Below are 24342 nucleotides of genomic sequence, written 5' to 3'. Positions count from 1 at the left end.
ACCTTTACATTGTAACATAAGTAAATCTAAGAGAGATATTAATTTGTTTCATAGATTTCAGGTTTCAATACGCCTACATATGGAAGATTCCGATAAGCTTCTGCATAGTCTAAGCCATACCCTACAACAAACTCATTGGGCACATCAAAGCCAACATAGTCTGCAACGATATCAACCACACGTCCTTCTGGCTTATCCAGCAACGTGACAATTTTCACTGAAGCTGCTTTTCTGTATTTGAAAAGATCGACTAAGTAAGCTAATGTACGACCGCTATCAATGATATCTTCTACGATCAAAATATCACGGCCTTCAACATTTGTATCTAAATCTTTGATGATTTTTACCTCACCAGAAGATACAGTTGCATTCCCGTAACTAGAGACCGCCATGAAATCCATCTCCAAATGAGTATCGATACAGCGGGTAATATCCGCCATAAAAGGAATTGCACCTTTCAAAATACCGATTACTAACGGATTCTTACCCTTATAATCTTCTGTTAGTTGTTTGCCAAGTTCTACTGATTTTTCAAGAATTTGTTCTTTCGTAATCAATACTTGTTGAATATCGTTCTCTAACATATTACTCTCCTTTTCCTTTAAGGTTCGATGCCCTTTGCTTTTAAACGAATAAATTCGTAAGAGCAACGGCTCTCCTTTTCCTGTGAGTTTATTTTTCTAACGTTTTATATTATTTTGCTTCTTTGAATAAAAGTAATTTAGGGCTTTTACTCTTTTATTTTATAAAGGAGCCTGTAGTGTATTTTATCAGTTTCTTTAGGAATACTCAAATATGAATTTGCAAATTGCGGAACCCAAATGATCTCACCTTCAGCAGAGAGAATCAGCCATGCCCGCTCTCTCATTAAATTAGGTATTTTCCGATCGATAAAGAGTCGATTGATTCGTTTTGTTAAATTTGGTGTCAACGAAATTCTATCTCCATTTTTGCGATGACGGATCGTTAAAGGTAGTCTTGTTTGTGTACTTATGCGTAAGGAAAATTCTGTCCAATCGTTTACAATTTCTGGTGGTATAAGTGTGCCTTCGGCAAGTTCCAACCCCAGCCATTCATTTTCCGACAAAAAGACATGCTCATTCTCATTTAAATAAAATAGATTTTCTTCATAGTTGATCTGCTTTTTTTTCAGCCAAAGGATATCATATTCTTTGATCACTTGCCATTTTTTTTCAATATCCATCGATAGTTGTGGCGTTGGTTGTTCAATCATTGTCAGTAGTTGTTGTATTTGGTCTTGACTGATTGTGATTCCTTTTGGGATTAATGTATGTTGAAATAAAGACATCAAGAAAAATGTCTGCACACTTCGTTTGGCTTGTTTCAACTCTGTTAATTGAATCGCCCAGCCCTCTGCCGTTTCTTTGACTAATCGATCATACATCGGTTCAATAACCATTTGAACGACTTCATCAGCTGACGTAATTTGTTGGCTAAATTCAGCAATATGCTGTAAAAAACGAGGATTCTCTTTTTTCAAAAGTGGAACGACCTGATGCCTTAGCCGATTGCGCATATACGTATCTGTTTGATTGGTATGATCTTCAAAATACACAAGTTTTGATTGTTCAGCAAATTGCTCTAATTTTTCTTTGGAAAAAATCAAGAAAGGCCGAATCAGCATTCCACTACCAAAAACTTGTTTTGCTCTTATTCCGACTAAATTGGATAATGCACTTCCTCTTGTCAGCTTCATTAGAATCGTTTCAGCTTGATCATCACTGTGGTGAGCAGTTAAAAGTACTGGGATTTTTTCTTGCGCCATGATTTCGCCAAAAAAATCATATCGAAATTTACGAGCACGAGCTTCTGTATTTTTTGTTTTATCGGCGTCTTCCCATATTCTACTGTAATAGGTTAGGCCTTGTTTTTGGCAATATTTTTTTAGATACAGCGCTTCTTCTTCTGATTCTATACGCAATCGGTGATCGACATGCGCTACTGTAAGTTGCAATTGATCTTTTTTAGCTGCTGCTTGCATCATTTCTAGTAAAACCATTGAATCTACCCCACCAGAAATCGCTAATAAGATTTTTTGATTGGGTGACCAATAGTGATTGTTTTTGCAATGATCGTAAAATTCTCGAAACATCTATTCACCTCTTTGTTCCATAGTTTATAGACTTTTTCAAGGAAATGCCTAAAACACAAAAGCCGAGCTTTCGCTCAGCTTCAATTATTTATTCATTAGTTGCGACGCCCACCGCGTCCACCACGTTTACCTTCTGTATTACGTTTCAAAGAAGTCAAACGGTCATCACTATCTTTTAAAAATGAGCTCATTAATGAATCAAAATCTTGTTTTGAGTTCGTTGGTTGTGCTCTTGTAAATTGTTTTTTAGGTGCTGGACGCGCTCCACGATCACGATTCCCTTGGTGCTCATTGTTATCGCGACGTTGATATTCACGTTTTGGTTCAGCCGGTTGTTCTTGCGCTTTACGAATCGACAGACCTACTTTACCATCATCTCCGACTGAGGTAACTTTTACAGTTACTTCATCCCCTACAGTCAATACATCATGGATATCTTTTACAAATCCATTTGATACTTCACTAATGTGAACCAACCCTGTTTTTCCTTCACCTAAATCGATAAAGGCACCAAAATTAGTGATACCAGACACTTTTCCTGGCAACTTCGCTCCTACTTCAATTGACATAAAAAAAATGTTCCTCCTATTATTTACCCTATTATATCTGCAGCTATTCGCCTGATTTTTTATCAGATGAATGAGACTGTGATTGACTTTCTTCTGATGATTTTTGCTCATTACTGGAGCTAGTCGTTCCGCCTAACTCTGGAATGTTGTAGATTTGTTCACCTTCTTTTGAAACAAAATAACGGCTACGAGCTAACTTCGCCACATAATCCTCATCTCTCAAAAGAGCAACATCTTGTTCCAAGCGCTTTAACTTCTTATCTGCTTCTGCCGACTCAGCTACAGCTTCAGTCTGCTGTTTTTTGAATGCATTCAATTGCTGATAATCTTTCATTAGCTGGACACCTGAAACAATAAATATCACAAACGCCACGAGAAAAACAACTGCCAGACGTCGGCGCCTGAAAATCAACTGCTTTTGCTGTTTTTGAAATTCAGCATACTGTTCTTTTGTATACTCATTATCCAAGGCAGCAACTTTTTCCATGTCTTTTTTCTTTTTGCCCATGTTTTCCGCTCCACTCGTTTTTGGTTTGTCTGTCTCATTATACCAACATCTAAGAAGCTTGTCTAATCTAAATTGTCACTATTTTCGACTCTTTTCTCTGAAATAATCTGATACATCTTTTCTGCATCTTCTTTTTTCGTTGAATCGCGTAATTCAAGAACTTCTATTTCTAAAATTTTATTTCCAAATTGAATTTTAACTTGATCGCCAATTTTAACATTACTAGAAGATTTTGCTAGAATACCATTGATTTGAATCCGCCCTTTATCCGCGACTTCTTTCGCTACAGGTCTTCTCTTAATAATACGAGACACTTTTAAAAATTTATCTAAACGCATACACTTTACCTCTTCATTCTTAATATTTTCGCTCCAAACGGTAATGTAAGCCATTCCCGAATTGTAAATAGTTTTATTTTAACAATCGTAAAAATAAAGGTCGTACCACCCATTAAAACACCAACTATTGTAAGGATCAATGCTTGACCACGATGTTCAACTATTCCAAAAAGCACCGCAATCACACCTTGATAACAGAGTAACACAAATCCCATGATTCCTAAACTGATCGTTAATTTTTTCAAAAAATGATGTTCCACGACAAAACGATTAATTTCTTTTTTTGAAAAAACAACCAAGAAAAACAAGGTAACTACTAATCCAGTAATTGTTGATATACTCGCACCCAGTGTTCCAAAAGAATAGGTTAACGGACTTGTTAAAAATAACTTGACCAATAAACCGATCCCAGCTGATAACATTGAGGTAAAAAATCGATTGCGACTTTGCAAGATACTTTGATAGGCTTGGATAACTGCCATAAAAGCAATCGAACAAACGTATACTCCTAACACACCGTTCCCTTTATAATCTTTAAATAGAGCAAAATTCATGTAAGGAAGTAACAACGCTAAACCAATTGACGCAGCGGCTGCAATCGTTGTAGTCAATCGTAAAAATACTTTAGCCGCTTGTAAAAAACGAGCATTTTCTTGACTCATAAAATATTTTGTCAACGCTGGTAGAAAACTCGAACTTAATGCTAATGCAACCACTAGACCTAACTGAACCAACGGCTGCCCACGATCATAAACCCCTTTATCAACTTTAGCAGCCGCGTCACTGATTCCAGCTGCTACTAATGAATTTTTGACCAAAAAAGAATCAATTAATTGAAAGAGGATCAAATAGGCGCTATATAATGAAACGATCCCACCTTCAACGACTAAACGACCGAATAATTTCCTAGAGCCTTTTTCAACTTTCCATTGCGTAAGATAAGCGGAACTTCCTACACGAATTTTCCTGTCATAATACCATAGTATTCCCGCCGCAACGATACCTCCAAACAAGGCACCTGCCATAGCGATCGTGCCTGTTTGATAAACAGACCAACCAAATCGACTAAAAGAATACGCTGCTATCAAAATCACTCCGACTCGAACGATTTGTTCAGTTACTTGAGAAACAGCGCTTGGAACCATCAATAAATGTCCTTGAAAATTCCCACGATAAAAAGACAAGATCGGCACTAGTAAAAAGGTAAACGACACAACTTGGATCAGTGGTGCTAATCGATAATCTCCCATCATAAAGGCAATTTCATGACTACCCAAAAAGAAAAATGCCCAACACAAACCCGCAATCACAAAAACAAAAGGGAAAAGCTGTTGTAAAATTTTTTTCTGTCCGCTGATATCTGATTGTTCTGCTACAATTTTTGAAATAAATTGCGGCAGCCCAGATAATGCTAAAGTCATCGCAATGCCATAAATCGGATAAACTTGTTGATAGACGTAAAACCCTTCATCTCCAACTAAATTTTGAAAAGGCACTCGGTAAACCGCACTCAGCACTTTAGCAATAAACGATGCAATCGTTAAAATAGCTGCACCTTGCATCATTGACCGCATTTCTTTGTGTGCCATGGTTGACCTCCTATTTTAAAAGCGTAATGAGCTCGTTTAACCTCGAGCGGAAAAGAGGAAAATGCGCAAGGCTGTTTCTTGTCACATACGTATTTTCTCTTTTTCCAAGAGGATAGCCCGTAACGCTAGACACATTCAAACGTTGAATGATCCTGATTCTTCTTGAATGGAAAATCAGATTTTTTCTTTCTCTTAAAAACTAATTTTTATCACTCAGCCTCAACGGCTACAGTCTTATATTTTTCTTGTCTTAAAGCAGTTGTAAAGAATGCTACTTCTTGAAGCCAAGTAGCTTCTTTCATATCTTTAGGCAATTTTAAACGAATAGACATCTTCTCGTTGTCCACAGCAAGATCCGCTTTTAACTGCGTATGGGACAATGCCTCAAAAATTTGTTCTACATTATATGTTTTTGTTCCAATTTTGCTTAACGTGAAAGTTATTTCTTGTTGTCTCTTACGGATCGTTTCAACCAGAGCACGATCACCGTCCATTTTGATTTGTCCGGTTGTTAACAAATGCGCTACTTCATCTGGATACTCACCAAAACGATCGAGTAGATCTGCTTCTAATTCATCATACATATCCATATTTTCTAACTGACGAATTCGTTTGTAGATTTCAATTTTTTGACGTTCATCTGAAATATAACTTGTTGGTAAGTAAGCGTCAATTCCAAGATCGATTTCAACAGATGTTTTTTGATCTTGAATCGTTTTTCCTTGCTTACGGGCAACGGCTTCTGACAACATTTGTGAGTACATGTCAAACCCAACTGAATCGATAAATCCATGCTGTTGAGCACCTAAGAGGTTTCCAGCGCCACGAATCGACAAATCCCGCATAGCAATTTTAAAGCCTGAACCAAGTTCAGTAAAATCTTTGATTGCTTCTAAACGTTTTTCACTGACTTCGTTTAAAATCTTTTGTTGTTCGTACATAAAATAAGCATAGGCTACTCGATTGCTTCGACCAACCCTACCACGCAATTGATATAGCGTCGATAAGCCCATATAATCAGCATTTTCTACAAATAATGTGTTTGCATTTGGAATATCTACGCCTGTTTCGATGATCGTCGTCGTGACTAATACGTCATATTGACGTTCGATAAAGTCAAACAACGTATTTTCAAGTTGAACTTCGGTCATTTGACCATGGGCATAAGCAATTCTAGCATCTGGTACTAACGCTTGGATTTCTTCGACTTTTTGTTCAATCGTATCAACACGATTATATAGATAGAAAACTTGCCCATCACGAGCCATTTCTCGTTCTATCGCTTCTCGGATTGCACCAGGATTGTTTTCCATCACATATGTTTGGATCGGATAACGATTTTCTGGTGGCGTTTCAATAACTGAAAGATCCCGCACACCAAGCATTGACATGTGCAATGTTCTAGGAATCGGGGTTGCCGTCAGTGTTAAAACATCGACTTGTGCCCTTAATTGTTTCAAACGTTCTTTATGTTTTACACCAAAGCGTTGTTCTTCATCAATTACCAAAAGTCCAAGGTCACTAAAATTAATATCTTGAGAAAGCAAACGATGTGTTCCGACTACAATATCTACCTGTCCGTGTTTAATTTTTTCGATTGTTTCACTTTGTTGTTTTTTCGTTCTGAAACGGCTCAACAAACCTACTTCTACTGGAAATCCTTCAAAACGATCCAACATCGTTTCATAATGTTGTTGTGCTAAAATTGTCGTTGGAACTAAAAAGGCTACTTGTTTATTATTGTTGATTGCTTTAAACGCTGCACGCAATGCTACTTCTGTTTTACCGTAACCAACATCACCAACCAGCAACCGATCCATCGGTCGTGTTTTTTCCATGTCGTGTTTGATCTCTGCTGTACTGCGCAATTGATCGTCTGTTTCGCTGTATGGAAAAGCATCTTCAAATTCTTTTTGATAGGCATCATCGGGTGGAAAAGCATAGCCTTTTTCAGATTCTCTTGATGCGTATAGTTGAATCAAATCATCTGCGATATCTTCAATTTTTGACGATACTTTACGTTTCGTTTTACTCCATTCACTTCCACCTAGTTTATTGACTTTCGGTGATTTCGCTTCGGATGCAACGAACTTTTGAATCAGATTCAATTGCGTAACTGGAATAAATAATTTATCGTCATTTTGATATAAAATCGTGATGTAATCTTGGTGAACGCCATCTACTTCTAGTGTCTGCATTCCGATATATTTACCAATACCGTGATTGGCATGCACAACATAGTCGCCGTTTTTTAAATCACTATAACTTTTTAAACGCTCTGCATTAGAAACGGTTTGTCGACGTGCTCGCTTTTTTGTCGTCGTATGAAAGATTTCTTTTTCGGTGATAGCGACGATTTTTTCAACAGGCAATTCAAAGCCAGACTGCAATGAACCTTCTACGATTTGAATTTTTCCTTCTATTAATTTGTCAGCAGATGCTGTGACACTTGAAATATCAAAATCACGAAACAGCTCTTCGACTTTTTGACTACGTTCTTTTGTTGGGACGAAAACAATGACAGTCTGATCCTGTTTTTGCCAACGGTCCATTTCAGTTTTTAATAATGGCATTTGCCCAAAAAATTGTTGCATTGAACGGTATTGAAAATTATGAATCGCTTGGAAACGCAGATTCCCCATCCCTTTTTGGAATAGCGAGAAAAACGTTGTAGCAAAATGCATTTTCCGAACTTGTTCATGGAATTCTAAGCCAAAGGTTTGCTCTGGAAAAACACGCATTTCTTCTAATTTAAGAACTTGCCATTCGTTTTCTTCTCGGATAATCTCACGTTCTGCTTCTAGAATTCGTGCATAATCATCTATAAAAACCAAGCTGTCTTCAGATAAATAGTCTAACAAAGTTGTTTTTTCTTCATATAATAAATCAGTATAATAATGAGCTGTGTCCGTCGGAATCCCTTGACTCCAAGAAGTTGCTAGTTGACCAAAGTATTCTTGAAGAAATTCTTTTTCAGCAGTATCTTTAGCGATTGCTACTCTTTTTTCCAATGCTTTGGTCAATTCTTTTTCCCCGTGAACTAAGTCTTCTTTTGAAAAAACAAGATCGGTCATAGGCGAGAGTGTTACAGCTTCAACTGGACTTACAGAACGTTGGGTATCTGCTTCAAAGTAACGTAGAGAATCGATTTCAATATCGAATAATTCCGCTCTAACTGGGTATTCACAATTGAGTGGATACACATCAACGATACTACCTCGGATACTAAAGTCACCTGGTTTGCCAACTAAGGACTGGCGCTCGTAACCCATTAATACTAATTGTTGCGCTAATGTATCTAGTTCAATTTCTCCACCGATTTCCCAATGAAGTTGTGCCTGTTCCCATGTTTGCTTGGTTGGCAAATATTTTCTTAATCCAGCAACAGGAACAACAAGGATCCCAGCTCGATCCGTTAAAAGAAAATTAAGCGCAGCGACCCTTTCCGCTCTTGCTTCTGGTGAAGAAAAAGCCATTTCTGCCGATAGCACTTCATCTACAGGAAAAAGATACACTTCGTCATCGGATACTATATTTCGAAAATCTTCAACTAACTGGTTGCCATAATATAGATTTGGAACAGCAACGACGATTTTTTTATTTTTTTGTTTATAGCCACTAGTCATGACCAATGTTTTAGCAGAGCCAGCTAGCCCTGTGATCAATTGGCGGGTATTCCCTATGAGTTGCTGTTGCCAATCTCGCGCTAGTGTACTTGCACCAATCTGTTCAATGATGTTCACGTTAGACTCCTCCTAAATTTAAAAGCGTAACAGGCTCTTTCACCCCCTATTTCCAAGGGAATTAGCCTGCTTAGCTAGATAACACAATGGTAACAACGTTTCGTTTCACCTTATACTTACTTTCCATTAAACTGATTCATCGTATCAACAAAAGTATGCCCTTCGCAGGTATAAATCGCTGCATCTGCCGCATTTTTAACGGCTAATAAGATTTCTTCATGCGTATCTTTAGGGAAACCGGTCAGTACATGATGAACAACTGTGTTACTGCCAATTGGACGGCCAATGCCGATTTTGATCCTCGGAAACACGTTCGTTCCTAAATGAGAAATCAAACTTTTAATCCCGTTATGTCCACCTGCACTACCTTTTTCGCGTAATCGAATCTTACCGATATCCAAATCTAGATCGTCATAAATAACGATCAAATCCGCTTCTTCTACGCCATAATAAGTCATCAATGGCCCTACAGAACGGCCTGACTCATTCATAAATGTAAGAGGTTTGATCAACATGATTTTTTCTGTCCCTATAAAAAATTCTGCGACATCTGCTTCAAATTGACTTCTATTAAATGTTGCGTTGTATCGATGAGCGATTTCATCTACCGTGATAAAACCGATATTATGTTTTGTTTCTTGGTATTTGCTTCCTGGATTACCTAATCCAACGATCATTTTCATCTATTTATTCTTCTCCTTAACAAGGGTTTTTAAGTGCTTTCCTATTCATTCTCCAACACAAAATATCTGGACAGGAGAATCCCTTGCCCAGTTTTTTTCTAATTATACCATAAAACACCTAAATGCCGACGCTTAAAAATTCTTAAAAAAGCCGTAAGCTTCATTTAATTATTTCGTAAATAAGATTGTTGCTCAAATGACAAATAGTGAAATACCGCACATGAAAGAGTTTTCTTATGAAACACCTCGTAAAACTGTATTAATATTAAAAACAAAAAACGTGACAAACCTCACAAATGGTGGTATTATCATTGTGATAAAACAATTAACTGAAAGGAATGGTACACATGACTGCAGCAGTAGGAAATAAAGACCACCAAAAAGTTATTTTAGTTGGAGATGGCGCTGTCGGATCTAGTTATGCATTTGCCTTAGTCACTCAAAATATTGCACAAGAAGTTGGTATTATTGATATAGATACAAAGAAAACAGAAGGAGATGCCGCAGATTTATCTCATGCGTTAGCTTTTACTTCTCCTAAAAAGATTTACGCTGCTACTTACGATGACTGCCATGATGCTGATCTTGTTGTATTAACTGCAGGGGCAGCACAAAAACCTGGCGAAACAAGAATCGATTTAGTTCATAAAAATTTAAAAATCAACAAACAAATCGTTACAGCAATCGTTGATTCTGGTTTTAGCGGAATTTTCTTAGTTGCTGCTAATCCAGTTGATATTTTAACTTATTCTACATGGAAATTCTCAGGATTTCCAAAAGAACGCGTTATCGGTTCAGGAACTTCACTTGATTCTGCCCGTTTCCGCCAAGCAATCGCTGAATTAGTAGATGTAGACGCTCGTAACGTCCACGCTTATATTCTAGGTGAACATGGCGATACTGAATTTCCAGTTTGGTCTCACGCCAATGTTGCTGGTTTACAAATCTATGAATGGGTCAAAAACAATCCTGATGTCGATGAAGAAGCGATGGTTAACTTGTTCTTTAACGTACGAGACGCTGCTTATTCAATCATTGAGAAAAAAGGTGCAACATTCTATGGAATTGCTGCAGCTTTAGCACGAATCACAAAAGCAATTTTAGATGATGAAGATTCTGTCTTCCCACTTTCTGTTTATTTAGATGGTGAGTATGGACAAAACGATATCTACATCGGAGCACCCGCTGTAATCAACCGTCAAGGAATCAAACAAGTTATTGAAATCCCATTGACTGATTCAGAAAAAGATCGTATGAACGCTTCTGCTAATGCATTAAAAGAAGTAATTAAATCCGCTTTTGATAAATTTGAAGCTGAAAATAATTAAAAAAAAGAATCGCTGCCAATTGGTGGCGATTCTTTTTTTTGCGTTAATTATATAAACCATCTGGTTCTTCCTTTGTCACAATGTAAATATTTTTCATTTGAGTATAAGCATCTAGCATTGATTTGTGTGTTTCACGTCCGATTCCAGATTTTTTATACCCGCCAAATGGTGCACCTGCTGGCAATTGATTATATGTGTTGACCCACATCCTACCCGTTCTTACCTTACGAGCTACGCGAATTGCTGTATTGATATTTTGTGAAAAAACAGCACCACCTAAACCATAATCAGATTGATTAGCTAAAGCAATTACTTCTTCTTCTGTTTTAAACTTCATGACCGTTGCGACTGGACCAAATATCTCTTCTTGGGCAATGCACATCATATTATTGGCATCCGCTAATAAGGTCGGTTCTAAAAACGCTCCTTGATCCAATCCGTTTTCGGTGATTTTACGCCCTCCTGTAATTAACGTTGCGCCTTCTTTAGTCCCGATTTCAACATATTTTAAGATATCTTTCAATTGTTTTTCGTTGATTTGAGCACCCATTTGCACGCCATCTTCCCAAGGCAAGCCTACTTTGATGTTCTCGAATTTTTCTTTTAGAGCTGCTACAAATTTATCGTAAATCCCTTCTTGAACAAACACACGAGATCCCGCACAGCAAACTTGCCCTTGATTGAACAGAATACCTAGTTGAACCCCCTCTAATGCACGTTCCCAATTTGCATCATCAAAAATAATATTAGCTGATTTCCCACCTAGTTCTAACGTTGCAGGAATCAATTTATCCGCAGCTGCTTTCGCTACTGTATAACCAACTTCTGTCGAACCTGTAAAGGCCAACTTATCAAACCCTTGATGTTCCAGCATATAATTCCCTGAGTCTGAACCTTTTCCCGTAATTAAATTTACAACGCCTTTAGGCAACACTTGATCAAATAATTTGAATAATTCAAGTAAGCTTAGGGACGTTGTCGAAGAGGGATGAATCACGACTGTATTCCCAGCTGCAATCGCTGGTGCAAGTTTCCATGCGCCCATCAACAAAGGAAAATTCCAAGGAATAATTTGACCAACGACACCGATTGGCTCTTTGATCACAATGGAAAGCGTCTCTTGATCAAACTCTTTCACAGAGCCTTCTTCTCCTCTGATCACTCCTGCAAAATAACGAAAATGATCCGCTGTAGCTGGCACGTCAATCGAGAGCGTTTCACGCAAAGGTTTTCCATTGTCTAACGTTTCAACTAATGCCAAATGCTCTGTATTTGCATCGATCAAATCAGCAATTTTCAACAATAAGTTACTACGTGTCACAACATCTACATCTTTCCACTTTTCGAATGCTACTGTAGCTGCCTCTACCGCCTGATCAACATCTTCGTGTGTCGCATCAATAAATTCAGCTAGTTTTTCTCCATTACTCGGATTGTAGCTGATGATTTTTTGATTTTCTGAACCACTTGTCCATTTCCCGTCAATATACAGTTGATACTCCTTATCCAGCGAGTTACGAATATCGATTGGTCTACTCACTAAAAACAACTCCTTTTCTTTTTTTGGTTACGCTTACATTATAGCCTTAAAAATAAAAAAGTAAATAAAAACTAGAAATATCTCTCTATTTTTCCTCTTTTTCCAAAATTGGTCTATTCAATTTCTGGAAAAAATAGACATAAACAATCACCGTAGACTTGTTTATGTCTATTCATTATTCGTTTCTATATAAAATTCCTTTTTGTGCCAGAGTTGACTCAATCTTGTTAAATGATTCCTCATCTTCACAACGAATGGTATGAAGATGGATCCCACCGGTTAGTTCAGAAAGTAATGCAGCGCTACTTTTCTCATACGATTGAATAAATTCTGTTACTTCTTTTTCCATACGAATGTGTAGGCCACCTGTTAATTCACCATAAATTGGATGTTCAACTATGACATCTATTATCTCACCACCTAAAGAGACAATGGTTAACAATTCCTCTTTTGACTGTTCTGGTGTATGTTGACATGCTATTTTCCGAATGATTCCTTGATGTTCTTTTTCAAGCAGATAGCCTCTAGCCGTTGCAATGATTTCATAACCTGCAGCTCTTAACAGCGCAACATCTCCAACGACGATTTGGCGACTAACCTTAAACTCTTTCGCGAAACGACTGGCACTGATTGGTTTTGTTGCAGATTCCAATTCTACTAGAATTGCTGCTCTTCTTTCCACGCCGTCCATTCAATCCCCTCCTAACACCTTAGTTCATTTTCTTTTGCTGAAAATGTTTTGAGGCATCCATGATTCCTTGGTAGGTTTCTTTGATTACTTCTTTATACGTATCATTTTGGATATATGTATCGATTTTGTTCAATACATCTTGTTCTCTTGTTGTATCTAAAATTTCTTTGTCTGCTGTTTTTTTAATATCAACGATTGCTTCGACTACATTCATGCGCTCTTCTAACAATGCTACAATTTTTTTATCCAAAACATCAATTTTCTCTCTTTCGATCGTCAAAGGCGCACGTTTTTCCTCAAGTTCGATTTCTTTGATGAGCTTCGCTGGATTGCCTCCGATCACACAATTATCTGGAAATGATTTCGTTACAACAGAACCCGCTGCGACTACGACGTTATCCCCTAAAGTCACACCTGGGGTAATGATCACGCCACCACCTAACCAAACATTATCGCCGATCGTAATCGGTTTTCCATACTCCAACCCACTATTGCGTTTAACTGGGTGTAACGGATGGGTCGCTGCATATAATTGAGTGTTAGGACCAAACATGCAGTTATCGCCAATCGTGATTGGGCATATATCTAGAAAAATACTATTGAAATTAGCATAAAAATTTTTCCCAACATGAATATTAAATCCATAATCAAAACTGATTGATGGCTCAATGTAACTGCCTGTTCCTGTTGTTCCAAATGTTTCTTCTACTAATTGACGTCGAATTTGTCTATCTTCTTCTTTGTTGATCAATTTCATTTGTTCTCTCGCAAATTTTCGTGCTGTTGCTAATTCTGGATCACCCGCAAAATAAAGCTCACCATCAATCATTTTTTGTCGCTCTGATTTTATTTTTTCCATATTAAAACTCCTCTATCTATTATTTGAAAAGACCTTCGTTGCATCTTCTTTTAAAAAATAAGCTTCTTTATTTAATTGAACCGTTGTTTCATTGATCACTAGAATTTTCACGGCATCTGATGCGTAATGGATCAAGTCACAAAATGGATGTACTTGAAAACTAGTCCCAACAATAACGACCAATTCAGCATTCGCAACCGCCTCAATCGATACACTGATTGCATTTTGATCTAATCCTTCTTCGTACAAGACGATATTCGGGCGAATTTGCCCACCACACAGTTCATGTCGATCAGACATTAAATAGCTCTCTACTGGAACTGGTTGCCCACACTTTCTACAATAACAATCATATAGATTGCCATGAAAATCAACTAGATTTCGGGTGCCTGCAGCCTTATGAAGTCCATCTATATTTTGAGAAATGACCCATACCTTTTTTTCTTTTTCTAATTCGGCTAATGTTGTATGGATACTATTAGGTTTAGCTTCAGGATGATACAGCGATTGGACAAATGCATAAAATTTCTCCGGCTCGTCTAGCATACATGTTTGACTTAATAAATATTCTGGTTGCTCAATTCCTTTATACATTCCAGTTAATGAACGATAATCCGGTACACCTGAAGCGGTAGAAACACCTGCTCCTGTTAAGAATACGATTTTTTTCGCTTGTTGGATCAGAGTTATCGCATTAGTTTTATCAATTGTTTGCATCGTTTCATCTCCCATTAAATTTATTATAGCGTAAATAAGGAGTAGAGAGAAAACAAAATGAAAAGAAATGCTTTATTTTTCTTTCTAAAAAAACAGATTCCTCATGAAATTATCGGGAAGAAACTCAAGTGAGAAGCTTTTAAGAATGATAGGTTTTTCACTGTCTTTTCATGACAAACAAAAGAGAACGTGATAGAATACATAATGTATAAAAGTGAGGTGAAACTTCGTGGTAGCATTTATTATTTATTGGGCAGCGATTTTAGTCTGCATCGCTTGGGGCGTATTAAGTCTATGGTTTTCGATTTATTATCTTTCACGTAAAGAAAATGGAAATCTATGGGCATTTGCATTCTTCAACGTTCTTGCAGGTATTGTTTTAGCAATTGTTTTAGTTATTTACAAAACGTGGGATTTCGATATTACAACTTATTCAAGCTTGATTTACACAATCTTAGCTTCATACGGCGTCTTAACGATCTTACAAGCCATTTTAGGCCGCGAACCAAAAGAAGCTGCAAAAGCTTAATATTCCTTTGTTGATAATCAAAAGAGCCTGAAACATAACTCAAAAAGTTATGTTTCAGGCTCTTTTCTATTTATTTTCAATAATAAAATGCGTGCGCCTTTTATTTTTCTAATTGTTTGATTGCTTTTCTAACTTCTTCAAGTACCTCTTCTTCTGGTTCAACTTCTAACAATTCATTTAAGACATCCAACCATTTTTCTGAGTCTTTATTGCCTAATTTTCCAATTGCCCAGACAGCTGTCCCTCTAATCACAGGACGTACATCTTCTGTTGCACATCTGTGAATCTCTGGCAACGCACTGCGATCGCCTAAATTAGCTAATGCGATCAAGGCATTTCGTTGCAATGGCTTTTTTCCTCGCCATGATCCTGAAAGATGTCCAAATGTTTCTTTGAATTCTTTATTGGAGATACTGAGCATGGGTTTTAGCTTAGGATAAACTGTATCAACTTCTGGTTCCATTTCCTTATGAAAATGAAAATCTTTTCCTTTATTATATGGGCAAACAAGCTGACAAATATCACAGCCATAGATGACATTATGCATTTTTTTTCGATATTCTTCTGGCATCATCCCTTTTGTTTGTGTTTGATATGATAGACATTTTTTAGCGTTCATACTACCATTCCCTAAAAGCGCTTGGGTCGGGCAAGCCGTTACACAACGGGTACAATCCCCACAACCAAAAGGAACAGGTTTATCTACTTCAAAATCAATGTTTGTTACGATTTCTCCCAGATAGACAAATGAACCAAATTCTTCTGTGATCAATAAGCCATTTCTACCAATAAATCCTAGTCCTGCTCGTTGAGCTACCGCTACATCCACTAATTCTCCAGTATCGACTTGAGGAGCAAAACGCCATTCTTGTGTTTCTTCAAGATCTTTAGCTTGGGATTGAATAAAGTCGATCAGTTTAGCTAAACGATCACGAAGCACATCGTGATAATCGATTCCCCAAGAAGCACGAGCAAACATTCCTCTTTTTTCATCTCGAGGTACTTTTCCTTCAATTTTAGTTGGGTAGGCTAACGCAATTGAAATAATTGTTTTTGGGTTTTCAAATGTCTTTTCTGGATAGATCCGTTCTTCAATAACTTGATGTTCAAACCCAGAGTTAAAGCCACGTTCCTTTTGTTCTATCAATGATTCTTCTAATTCATAAAACGGAGCAGCCGAAGCAAACCCGATTTTATCGATGCCTAAACGCTTACTCTCCGCTATAATTTTTTGCTTCAATGTCATGATTGATACTCCTTATTTTAAAAGCTGAATGGGCTTGGTTTCTTCGATTTCCCCAACAGTCCATTCTATTATAATCCACCAGTAAATAGCTTTCCATCTTTTCCACTTCAAAATTAAATTTCAGATAATATTATTTTTTTAATCATTTATCCACTATTTAAAAAAAGAGGAAAACGCCTTAGAAACAGCACATACAGCATCTTTTTCATAAAAATTAATGTTTTTTTAAATAATAAATACATTTATTATTTATAATTATGATAAAATGATTTACAATACTGTTTTTATACTACGTTAACACACATCATTTTTTAATCTTGGAGGAAACACATATGAAAAAAAGATCTAACGCACCATTACATAGGAGAAAGAAGAGCCATACCTTTATGTTACTTGCTCTTTTAGCGCCCACTTTACTTTTCTCATCTCTTGTTTTTGCTGAAGACAACACTGCTACTGAACAAAGTATGTCTTCTGAAGCTCAAGAAAGTACGGAAACAACCGAATCAACGCTGGAATCGTCTACAACAATGGAAAGTTCCAGTACTGAAGAATCAGCGACAACTGCTCTATCGGTCGAAAGCGAAACAACTCCTTCTACATTAGATTCCACAACTATTGTAGAAGCAGATTCTGTGACACCCACTCCTAAAGCCGCTACTGTGGTTATCGCAGACCCACTTTTAAAACAAGCTATTTTAACGACTCTTGGCTTACCAGCTGGTAGCGAATTAACGCAAGCAGATATGGAACGCCTCACATCGCTTTCACTTAGTTCCGCTCAGATCGTTAGCCTTTCCGGACTAGAAAATGCGCTTAATTTAGATTCTATTTTTCTGAATGGAACGACTGGTATCACTGATTTTAGTCCGTTGGAACAACTTTCGTCTTTGACTTATGTTACGCTGCAAACGAAGAGTTTAACTAGCGCTAACTTCCCAGATTTAAGCAAAAGTACAGGGATCACAAATCTTAGTTTAGGTTCTACCAGTATCGACAACAATGTGTTACCTAAAATCGCTCAGCTCACTTCATTATCACGTCTTTACCTAGATTCAAATATGGGGATTACGACTCTTGAACCTTTAAAAGCTTTACCTAATCTAAGATCTCTTTCTGCACAATTTTGTGGCATTATAGATTTTACGGTTATCAATGACTTCCCAATGCTCAGTGATCTAGCCGCCTTTGGGCAAAATACTGGGCGAAATGATTTACCTACAACGATTGGTCGTTCTGCATTGTCTTATGATTTTGACCAACAAAGTCTATTTATTCCATTTTCATTAATGCCGAATAGACTGACAAATTTCGATAATTATGTGCCGCCATTTTCAACATCAAATTCTGCAAGTAACACCTATCTTGATTTCAACGGGACACAATTACCTGCAAATCGTCTACAAATTACAGATTTAGGTATCACGATTTCTGGTGTTTCAGAAGATGAGTTGAAAAATCTGGCTAATTTTAAATACAATGCACGTTTGAATAATCCAGCTGGCTCTTATGCCCAACCGGCAGGTTTTACATTTTATGCTATTTCATCTGGTACTTATTTACACCAGTTTAATGTCGTTGACGACGGTAAACCTGTAACGGTCAATTATCAAGATATCGCTGGAAATGAATTGAAGCTTAGTGAAGAGCGTCAAGGTCTAGTAGGACAATCTTTTGAGATTCAGGCCCCTGACATTTTAGGTTATGAACTACACCAAACAATCGGCAATCCAACAGGTACTTTTTCTGACCAAGAACAAACCGTAACGTTTGTTTATAAAGAGATAGCAAAAGAAGTTAAAGGAACCGTTAGCGTGAATTATGTGGACACAAATAACGTTCCGCTTCGAGCAGCTATCGACAAAACTGAAATTGTTGGAACTCCTTTTACAACCGAGCAATTAGTCTTCAAAGGCTACACTTTTAAAGAAGTACAAGGAAATACGACTGGTTTCTATACTGAAAAAAAACAGAGTGTAACGTACATTTATACCAAAGATGAAAATAAAACCGATCCGACTACATCGACGGATTCGTCCATCCCACCATCTGATACAACAACAGATACAACGGACACTACAACGTCTAGTTCTGAAAGCAACACTCAGAATTCTAGTGGATCCGTTCAAAAAGATGCGCCTAAAAATAGCCAACCACCTAGGGCAGGAACGAAAAGTAACTTATCTGCTAAAAAGAGATTACCTGCCACAGGAGAACAATCGAACTACGCCTGGTTCGTCCTTGGAACCCTTCTTATTGGATTTGTTCATTATCGCTATATTTTAAAAAAAGTAAAACAAGATAAATAAGTATTTTGCAACTAAAAAGCCAAGAGGAGACGAAAGGACTATACTACCTTCGTTTCCTCTTAGCTTTTTTTAGTTGTCCAAACGTACAATACTAAAATCACTTCCTGCAACTTCCGTTAAAAGGACCGCTAACGATGACTTTTCCGATCATATGCCCTGTTTCCACATCTGCTGTAGCTTTTTTCAAATTTTTAGCATTGATTCCACTCTTGTACACTTTCCCAATAGTTGCTTTTATTTTCCAAGTTTCAACAAGCTCAGTGATATGAGCAAGCGCTTCTCCCTGTGTTTCAATATGATAATCAAGGTCTGTTTTTGCAAACATATATTCCCAATCGAAACTGACAGATTTATTCTTCAAAGCGCTAATTTTTAAAGGTTCATCAAAACCAACAATCGTTCCAACGTGACCAAAAGGATTGATCAATTCTGCAATGACCTCAAAATAAGGCTTGATATTGAATAAAACAGCGATATAATCTACATTTTTTACACCTAGTTTTTCTAAATTCTTTTTAAGATCTTGATGGTAATCAAGTGGATAGTCAACGCCATTTTCTTTTACCCAATCAAAATTTTTGGGACTAGCAGTAGCATACACTGTCATTCCTGACCAATGGGCAAGTTGATTTAAAATCGATCCTACACCACCCGCACCGTTGATCACTAAAATCGTTTTCCCTTGATTAGCATTCTCTTTTGGGATAAGAGCAAATTTTTCAAACAATAATTCATAAGCGGTCAATGATGTTAAAGGTAATGTCGCAGCTTCTTCGTTAGTTAAATTTTTAGGAGCGAACGCGGCGATTCTTTCATCAACTAATTGAAATTCTTGATTGCTCCCAGCCCGTTTGGTGGTTCCTGCATAAAAAACACGATCCCCTATCGAAAATTTTTTTACATTCTTCCCAATTGCCATCACTTTTCCAACACCATCAAACCCTAAAACCTGCATCTCTTTTGTTCGTTTGGCTGTTTGTCTTAATTTTGTATCGACAGGATTTATGGAAACAGCCTCTACTTTTACAAGAATGTCGTGCTGATCAGGCACTGGAATCGTATTTTGTGCATCAATAAAGCTACATTCCTCTTCAATAGGTAACCCTTCAAAAAAACCGACGACGCTCATTTGATTGTTTTCCAGCATCTGTTCTTTCCTCCCTTTCATTCTTTATTAGTAGTATGAACCAAATAGTTTAAGATTAACATTTATTTGTCTTACAAAAAAAACTGACAATCGTCTGAAACACTATGTTAAGAAAAGCTTAGGATACCTTGCACAGAGCTATCGTTATCTATACAATAAAATAAACACACACGATCTAGCTTTATGCACGTTTAAATCCCCAGCTAGACTTTAAACGAAGGAGATTACACAGTATGCTTGAATCAGCACATCAAAAGATTACTTTACTGATCGATGAGATGGAGAAAGTTATTTTAGGAAAACGTGACGTTCTCCAATTAACTGTGACCGCTTTTCTAGCAGGTGGTCATGTTTTATTTGAAGATATTCCAGGTGTTGGAAAAACAATGATGGTTAAAACATTAGCAAAAGCAACTCATGGAACGTTTAATAGAATTCAGTTTACACCTGATCTATTACCTAGCGATATATTAGGCGTTTCGATTTACAATACTACTTCTCAATCATTTGAATTTCATCAAGGTCCTATTTTCACAACCGTTTTATTAGCAGATGAAATCAATCGCACTACCCCTAGAACGCAGGCCGCTTTATTAGAAGCTATGTCTGAAAATCATGTAACGATCGATAACCAAACATATCCTTTAAATCAACATTTTTTTGTCTTAGCAACGCAAAATCCGCTAGATTATGAAGGGACATACCCTTTACCCGAAGCGCAACTAGATCGTTTTTTATTTAAACTTCATGTTGGCTACCCAGAATTTTCAGATGAACTAAATTTAATTTTAAACCAAACTGGAAACGAATTGAATCAGATAAGGCAAATTTTGAGTTCATCTGATATTAGCCAGTTAAAACGAATTGTCGATGATGTTTACGTTGATGCTGCAGTTGCTAGATATGCGTTGCAATTAGTCCATGCCACTCGAAATCACGATAGAATCGCACTAGGAATCAGTCCTAGAGGCTCGATTTCATTCATTAGGGCTGCAAAGGCTTTTGCTTTGACCGAAGGCAGAAATTACGTTACGCCGAGCGATCTACAACTCATTTTACCTGCAACATTTGGCCATCGGCTTCTTCTAAAAGGTGGACATCCCACTTCTACTGAAAATGTACAGGTTATTTTGGATCAACTCCTTACACGCGTACCTGTTCCCGTTAGGAAATAGCGATGAAAGGATACGTTAGCACTAACCTAATACGAGCATTCCGATTTGCACTTTTTTATAGCAGTATTTTCTTGTATACGATTGTCTTTAATAATCCAACTGGTTGGGCACTATTTTTCTTTTTGACGTTCCTATTGTTGGCTGATCTTATCTTATTAGCTCCGTCTTTAAAAAAAATTCAAGTTCATTCATCGGAGCATACACTTTACGAAGTAAATCGCCAACATAAGATTAAATTAGAAATTTTCCGTTATCGTCCAACACTCCTTAGAATTCCGATGCTAACCATAACTTTAGCTGAAAATGTTTCTGTACAAAAACAGGTTTTACCTCTTTATTCAGGCCAAAGCAAACAACTCGTTTTTAACTGGCAGCCTACTAAAAGAGGCGTCTTTGAACAACTTCCATTGATTTTAGTCGGTTCAGATGTATTTCAATTATTTTCTAAACAAAAGACCCTCTTTGTAACCGGTCCTTTTGTCATTTTACCTATGTTACAGCTGGATTTAGCTGAACAAGTGTACCAACATTTACTAGCGGCTAGTCCTAATTTTACTGCTCCTTTTGGCGATCAGACTTTTACTGTTCGGAATTTCCGTAACTATAATACAGGAGATCCACTTAATTCTGTAGACTGGAAACAATCTGGCAAACGGAATGAACTGATTATCAAGGAATTTGAACACGAAACGAAAACAAACACTCATTTTTTATTTTATGGACTATCTGATGAGAAATTCGAAGAACTGCTCTCTCTTTATTATTCACTTATTCATTTGGTTGAGAAGCGATTATCCTTTGAAGAAACTATTCTAGCTACTATTCCTGATTCTACCTCAAAAGAAATTCAGCTAGCACTAATGACGCCATTACGAAAAGAGTGTCCGTTACCTACTTTTTCAAATAAAAAACTAGTGATTTTTGCGCCAAAAAAAACCGAGTATCTTGAAATGCAATTGACTAGTCTACAGAAAAAGAATGACATCTTTTTGTTCACGTTTGAGGGCGAAATGATCTGCTTGCATTGGAAAGATCAAGTAACCGTCATTAAAAAAGGAGGGCCTATTCTTGAAAAGTAGACTAAAAGAAAAATGGCTTTTTACCTTGCTTAGTTTTTTTATCGTCGTAACGGCTAGCCTCCCTTTTTTAAGTGTATATGCATTCCCTAAAAGCAATACCTTTTTCTTTATTGGTATGTTGGCATTGATTTGTTTTATGACCGTATTGATCCAAAGGTACTTGATTGTTTTGCCGTTGTATGTGATTAGTTACTTGTTCACACTCTATTATTATTTCCCTTTTGAGCGCCCGTTTGGGTTTACTTGGATTGGCGTATTTGCCCAAAGACTTCTGCAGACATATGCAAAAATGTTTAGTGGTGAAATCAATTATTTACCGGACTTTTTCGCTTTGTCCATTATTTTATTTTTACTGATTCTATTATGCGTCCTTTTTATTCGTTATGAACGTTGGGCCCTTGGTTCTCTGCTCCTGATTGGCTACTTGCTCATGTTGGCGGTTTTTAATCAGCTGAATTTAAGTATTCCGGTTATTTTGATCAGCAGTTTCGCTCTTCTTTTTTATAGCTTGAAACAGATACCGACGACACTTACACCTAAAAAGAAGAGTGCATTTGTTCTATTGAGTAGCTTCATACTATTTTTGATTGCAGGTATATCATCTCTTTTTCCACTCATGATTCCTCAACCAAAAAACTTTTTACTTACTCAATCTGCAAGCGTTCGTCACTACATGAATAAGCAAGGACTGTATCGCCAAATTGAAGAGTATGGTTCCAGCACTGCTTCTAAAACAGGCTTTAGCGAAAATGATGCCCAATTAGGCGGCCCAATAAACGATGATCAAACGATCCTTTTTACAGCGAAACAGACGAGCGACCATTATTGGCGTGTTGAAACTAAGAATCATTATACTGGAAAAGGTTGGACAAATACTTCTGAAATTGTTACTCATTCTGAAGAGCAAACCTTGTCCATTTCAACAAATCCAGAATACCAAGGGGCTTTAGCACCTGAAACAACCATTACTTTGACCTTTCGTTCGCCTAAAGAGTATCTGCCGTATCCTTATGGAAATACTGCTATTTCTTTTGATGAAATTGGACGAACTGAGCAAATCAAAGAAAAACAACGGTTCACGCTTTTAGATTCGCCAACATCCTTCAATTTTACCTGGCAGAAACCTATTTTTGCACAAGAGAGTTTGGCACAAGTTCCTTATACATTTTCTCAAGACAAACAGAACATTTTCGTTCCTGTTACTACACCTAAACGAGTTGAAGAACTTGCTCGCTCATTGACTGAAAATGAAGAAACTTTATATGGAAAAGTCACAGCGATAGAACGTTACCTTAAACAAAATGGTGGGTATCGATATTCAAAAACAGATACCCCTTATACGCCACAAACAAAAGATTATGTTGATTATTTTCTTTTTGAATCTAAAGTTGGTTATTGCGATAACTTTTCCAGTGCGATGACGGTTTTACTACGTTCCATTGGCATTCCTACTCGCTGGGCAAAAGGATTCTCTTCTGGCGAAGTAACAGGCGGGAAAAATACCAACTATCAAGAATACACCATTAAAAATAGTGATGCGCATTCTTGGCCTGAAGTTTATTTTGAAGGATATGGCTGGATTCCTTTTGAACCTACGCCTAGTTTCACCAATACAGTTAGTCAACCTGAAACAACCACTACGTCTACATCGAATAGCCAATCAGAAACGACAACGGAAACAATATCATCTTCTGAAATGAAGAATACCAGCGAAACAACTGCTAGTAGCGTAGCAACTCAAAAGAAAGAGGAAACTTCTCGTTCGACACTTTCTCAATGGCTTCCTATCTTACGTAATGTTGCGCTTGTTTTATTCACTATTTCATTAGTAGTTATTGGTTTCTTTCTAAAAAAATACTTTTTCTTGCTGCGTTTTAGGCTTCATTTGATTCTTTATCCGAAACAATTTTCTAAAGCCTATCGTTTACTATTGCGCAAAGCAGAACAACTATTAGTGCGCCAGATAGACGAACCACTAAATGAGTATGCCAAACGTTTTGAGGCTAATTATATTGCGTTTCACGGCAGCTTTATCCAACTAACAGTATTATACGAACAAGCTTTGTACGGTGGTATTCCTCCTGAAGAGGAAGGTCTTACAGAATTATTGACACATACCGCCCGACTGTTAACGGATTTGAAAAAAAGGTCCCCTTCATCATAAAAAAGAGCAACGTCT

Annotated in this window: 20 protein-coding genes; 6 read left to right on the top strand and 14 right to left on the bottom strand. The window is 37.2% G+C overall.

The window, feature by feature from the left end; translation table 11 throughout:
* Positions 1 to 38 precede the first annotated feature (38 nt).
* The 8 genes from hpt to pth all read right to left on the bottom strand — a co-directional run bounded on the left by hpt (position 39) and on the right by pth (position 9543).
* Positions 39 to 584: a hypoxanthine phosphoribosyltransferase gene (gene hpt / locus I586_RS15375; RefSeq protein WP_010763797.1), complete on the bottom strand. Its 546-nt coding sequence runs from the start codon at positions 582 to 584 to the stop codon at positions 39 to 41.
* A 146-nt stretch (positions 585 to 730) separates the two neighbouring features.
* Entirely contained in the window at positions 731 to 2113 is a 1383-nt protein-coding gene (gene tilS / locus I586_RS15370; protein WP_010763796.1) for a tRNA lysidine(34) synthetase TilS, read from the bottom strand.
* Positions 2114 to 2208: 95 nt separating this feature from the next.
* Complete coding sequence (locus I586_RS15365; protein WP_010763795.1) at positions 2209 to 2682, bottom strand: S1 domain-containing RNA-binding protein; 474 nt, start codon at positions 2680 to 2682, stop codon at positions 2209 to 2211.
* Between the two features lie 43 nt (positions 2683 to 2725).
* Positions 2726 to 3190, bottom strand: a complete 465-nt coding sequence (locus tag I586_RS15360) for an FtsB family cell division protein (protein WP_010763794.1) — start codon at positions 3188 to 3190, stop codon at positions 2726 to 2728.
* Positions 3191 to 3252: 62 nt separating this feature from the next.
* Positions 3253 to 3528: an RNA-binding S4 domain-containing protein gene (locus I586_RS15355; RefSeq protein ID WP_010763793.1), complete on the bottom strand. Its 276-nt coding sequence runs from the start codon at positions 3526 to 3528 to the stop codon at positions 3253 to 3255.
* Between the two features lie 5 nt (positions 3529 to 3533).
* The gene (locus tag I586_RS15350) at positions 3534 to 5117 is read right to left on the bottom strand and encodes a putative polysaccharide biosynthesis protein (protein ID WP_010763792.1); all 1584 of its coding nucleotides are present in this window, start codon (positions 5115 to 5117) and stop codon (positions 3534 to 3536) included.
* A 209-nt stretch (positions 5118 to 5326) separates the two neighbouring features.
* Positions 5327 to 8851 carry a transcription-repair coupling factor gene (gene mfd, locus I586_RS15345; RefSeq protein ID WP_425250071.1) on the bottom strand — a complete coding sequence of 1175 codons (3525 nt, stop codon included), beginning with the start codon at positions 8849 to 8851 and terminating at the stop codon, positions 5327 to 5329.
* A gap of 125 nt (positions 8852 to 8976) precedes the next feature.
* Complete coding sequence (gene pth, locus I586_RS15340) at positions 8977 to 9543, bottom strand: aminoacyl-tRNA hydrolase (RefSeq protein ID WP_010763790.1); 567 nt, start codon at positions 9541 to 9543, stop codon at positions 8977 to 8979.
* Positions 9544 to 9890: 347 nt separating this feature from the next.
* Between pth and I586_RS15335 the strand changes: the two genes are divergently transcribed.
* Positions 9891 to 10871, top strand: coding sequence for an L-lactate dehydrogenase (locus I586_RS15335; RefSeq protein WP_010763789.1), 981 nt, complete (start codon positions 9891 to 9893; stop codon positions 10869 to 10871).
* A gap of 43 nt (positions 10872 to 10914) precedes the next feature.
* Here the strand turns inward: I586_RS15335 and I586_RS15330 are convergent, their stop codons facing one another.
* From I586_RS15330 to I586_RS15315, 4 genes are all read right to left on the bottom strand, one after another.
* On the bottom strand, positions 10915 to 12411 hold the full coding sequence (locus I586_RS15330) for an aldehyde dehydrogenase family protein (protein ID WP_010763788.1): 1497 nt from the start codon (positions 12409 to 12411) through the stop codon (positions 10915 to 10917).
* A 175-nt stretch (positions 12412 to 12586) separates the two neighbouring features.
* On the bottom strand, positions 12587 to 13102 hold the full coding sequence (locus I586_RS15325) for a transcription repressor NadR (protein WP_010763787.1): 516 nt from the start codon (positions 13100 to 13102) through the stop codon (positions 12587 to 12589).
* Positions 13103 to 13121: 19 nt separating this feature from the next.
* Positions 13122 to 13961, bottom strand: coding sequence for a chorismate mutase (locus tag I586_RS15320; RefSeq protein ID WP_010763786.1), 840 nt, complete (start codon positions 13959 to 13961; stop codon positions 13122 to 13124).
* A gap of 12 nt (positions 13962 to 13973) precedes the next feature.
* A complete protein-coding gene (locus I586_RS15315; RefSeq protein ID WP_010763785.1) occupies positions 13974 to 14678 on the bottom strand; it encodes an NAD-dependent protein deacylase in 705 nt (234 codons plus the stop codon).
* A gap of 229 nt (positions 14679 to 14907) precedes the next feature.
* On the opposite strand from I586_RS15315, the gene I586_RS15310 reads away from it, so the two are divergent.
* Positions 14908 to 15207, top strand: coding sequence for a hypothetical protein (locus I586_RS15310; RefSeq protein ID WP_010763784.1), 300 nt, complete (start codon positions 14908 to 14910; stop codon positions 15205 to 15207).
* Between the two features lie 100 nt (positions 15208 to 15307).
* Here the strand turns inward: I586_RS15310 and queG are convergent, their stop codons facing one another.
* Positions 15308 to 16453, bottom strand: coding sequence for a tRNA epoxyqueuosine(34) reductase QueG (gene queG, locus I586_RS15305; RefSeq protein WP_010763783.1), 1146 nt, complete (start codon positions 16451 to 16453; stop codon positions 15308 to 15310).
* Positions 16454 to 16785: 332 nt separating this feature from the next.
* Between queG and I586_RS15300 the strand changes: the two genes are divergently transcribed.
* Entirely contained in the window at positions 16786 to 18762 is a 1977-nt protein-coding gene (locus I586_RS15300; protein WP_010763782.1) for a MucBP domain-containing protein, read from the top strand.
* Positions 18763 to 18859: 97 nt separating this feature from the next.
* Here I586_RS15300 and I586_RS15295 read toward each other — a convergent pair whose 3' ends face one another.
* Entirely contained in the window at positions 18860 to 19909 is a 1050-nt protein-coding gene (locus I586_RS15295) for a zinc-binding alcohol dehydrogenase family protein (RefSeq protein WP_010763781.1), read from the bottom strand.
* 233 nt (positions 19910 to 20142) lie between these two features.
* On the opposite strand from I586_RS15295, the gene I586_RS15290 reads away from it, so the two are divergent.
* Genes I586_RS15290 through I586_RS15280 form a run of 3 tightly spaced genes read left to right on the top strand, consistent with a single transcriptional unit; the run spans position 20143 to position 24327 of the window.
* A complete protein-coding gene (locus I586_RS15290) occupies positions 20143 to 21084 on the top strand; it encodes an AAA family ATPase (RefSeq protein ID WP_010763780.1) in 942 nt (313 codons plus the stop codon).
* A 2-nt stretch (positions 21085 to 21086) separates the two neighbouring features.
* Complete coding sequence (locus tag I586_RS15285) at positions 21087 to 22163, top strand: DUF58 domain-containing protein (protein ID WP_010763779.1); 1077 nt, start codon at positions 21087 to 21089, stop codon at positions 22161 to 22163.
* The gene (locus tag I586_RS15280; protein WP_010763778.1) at positions 22153 to 24327 is read left to right on the top strand and encodes a DUF4129 domain-containing transglutaminase family protein; all 2175 of its coding nucleotides are present in this window, start codon (positions 22153 to 22155) and stop codon (positions 24325 to 24327) included. Before I586_RS15285 ends, I586_RS15280 begins: the two co-directional genes overlap by 11 nt.
* Positions 24328 to 24342: the final 15 nt, after the last annotated feature.

Source organism: Enterococcus moraviensis ATCC BAA-383 (genome assembly GCF_000407445.1).
GTDB lineage: Bacteria > Bacillota > Bacilli > Lactobacillales > Enterococcaceae > Enterococcus_L > Enterococcus_L moraviensis.
The sequence above is the reverse complement of the archived record's forward strand: the minus strand, read 5'-3'. Positions and strand labels throughout refer to the sequence as shown.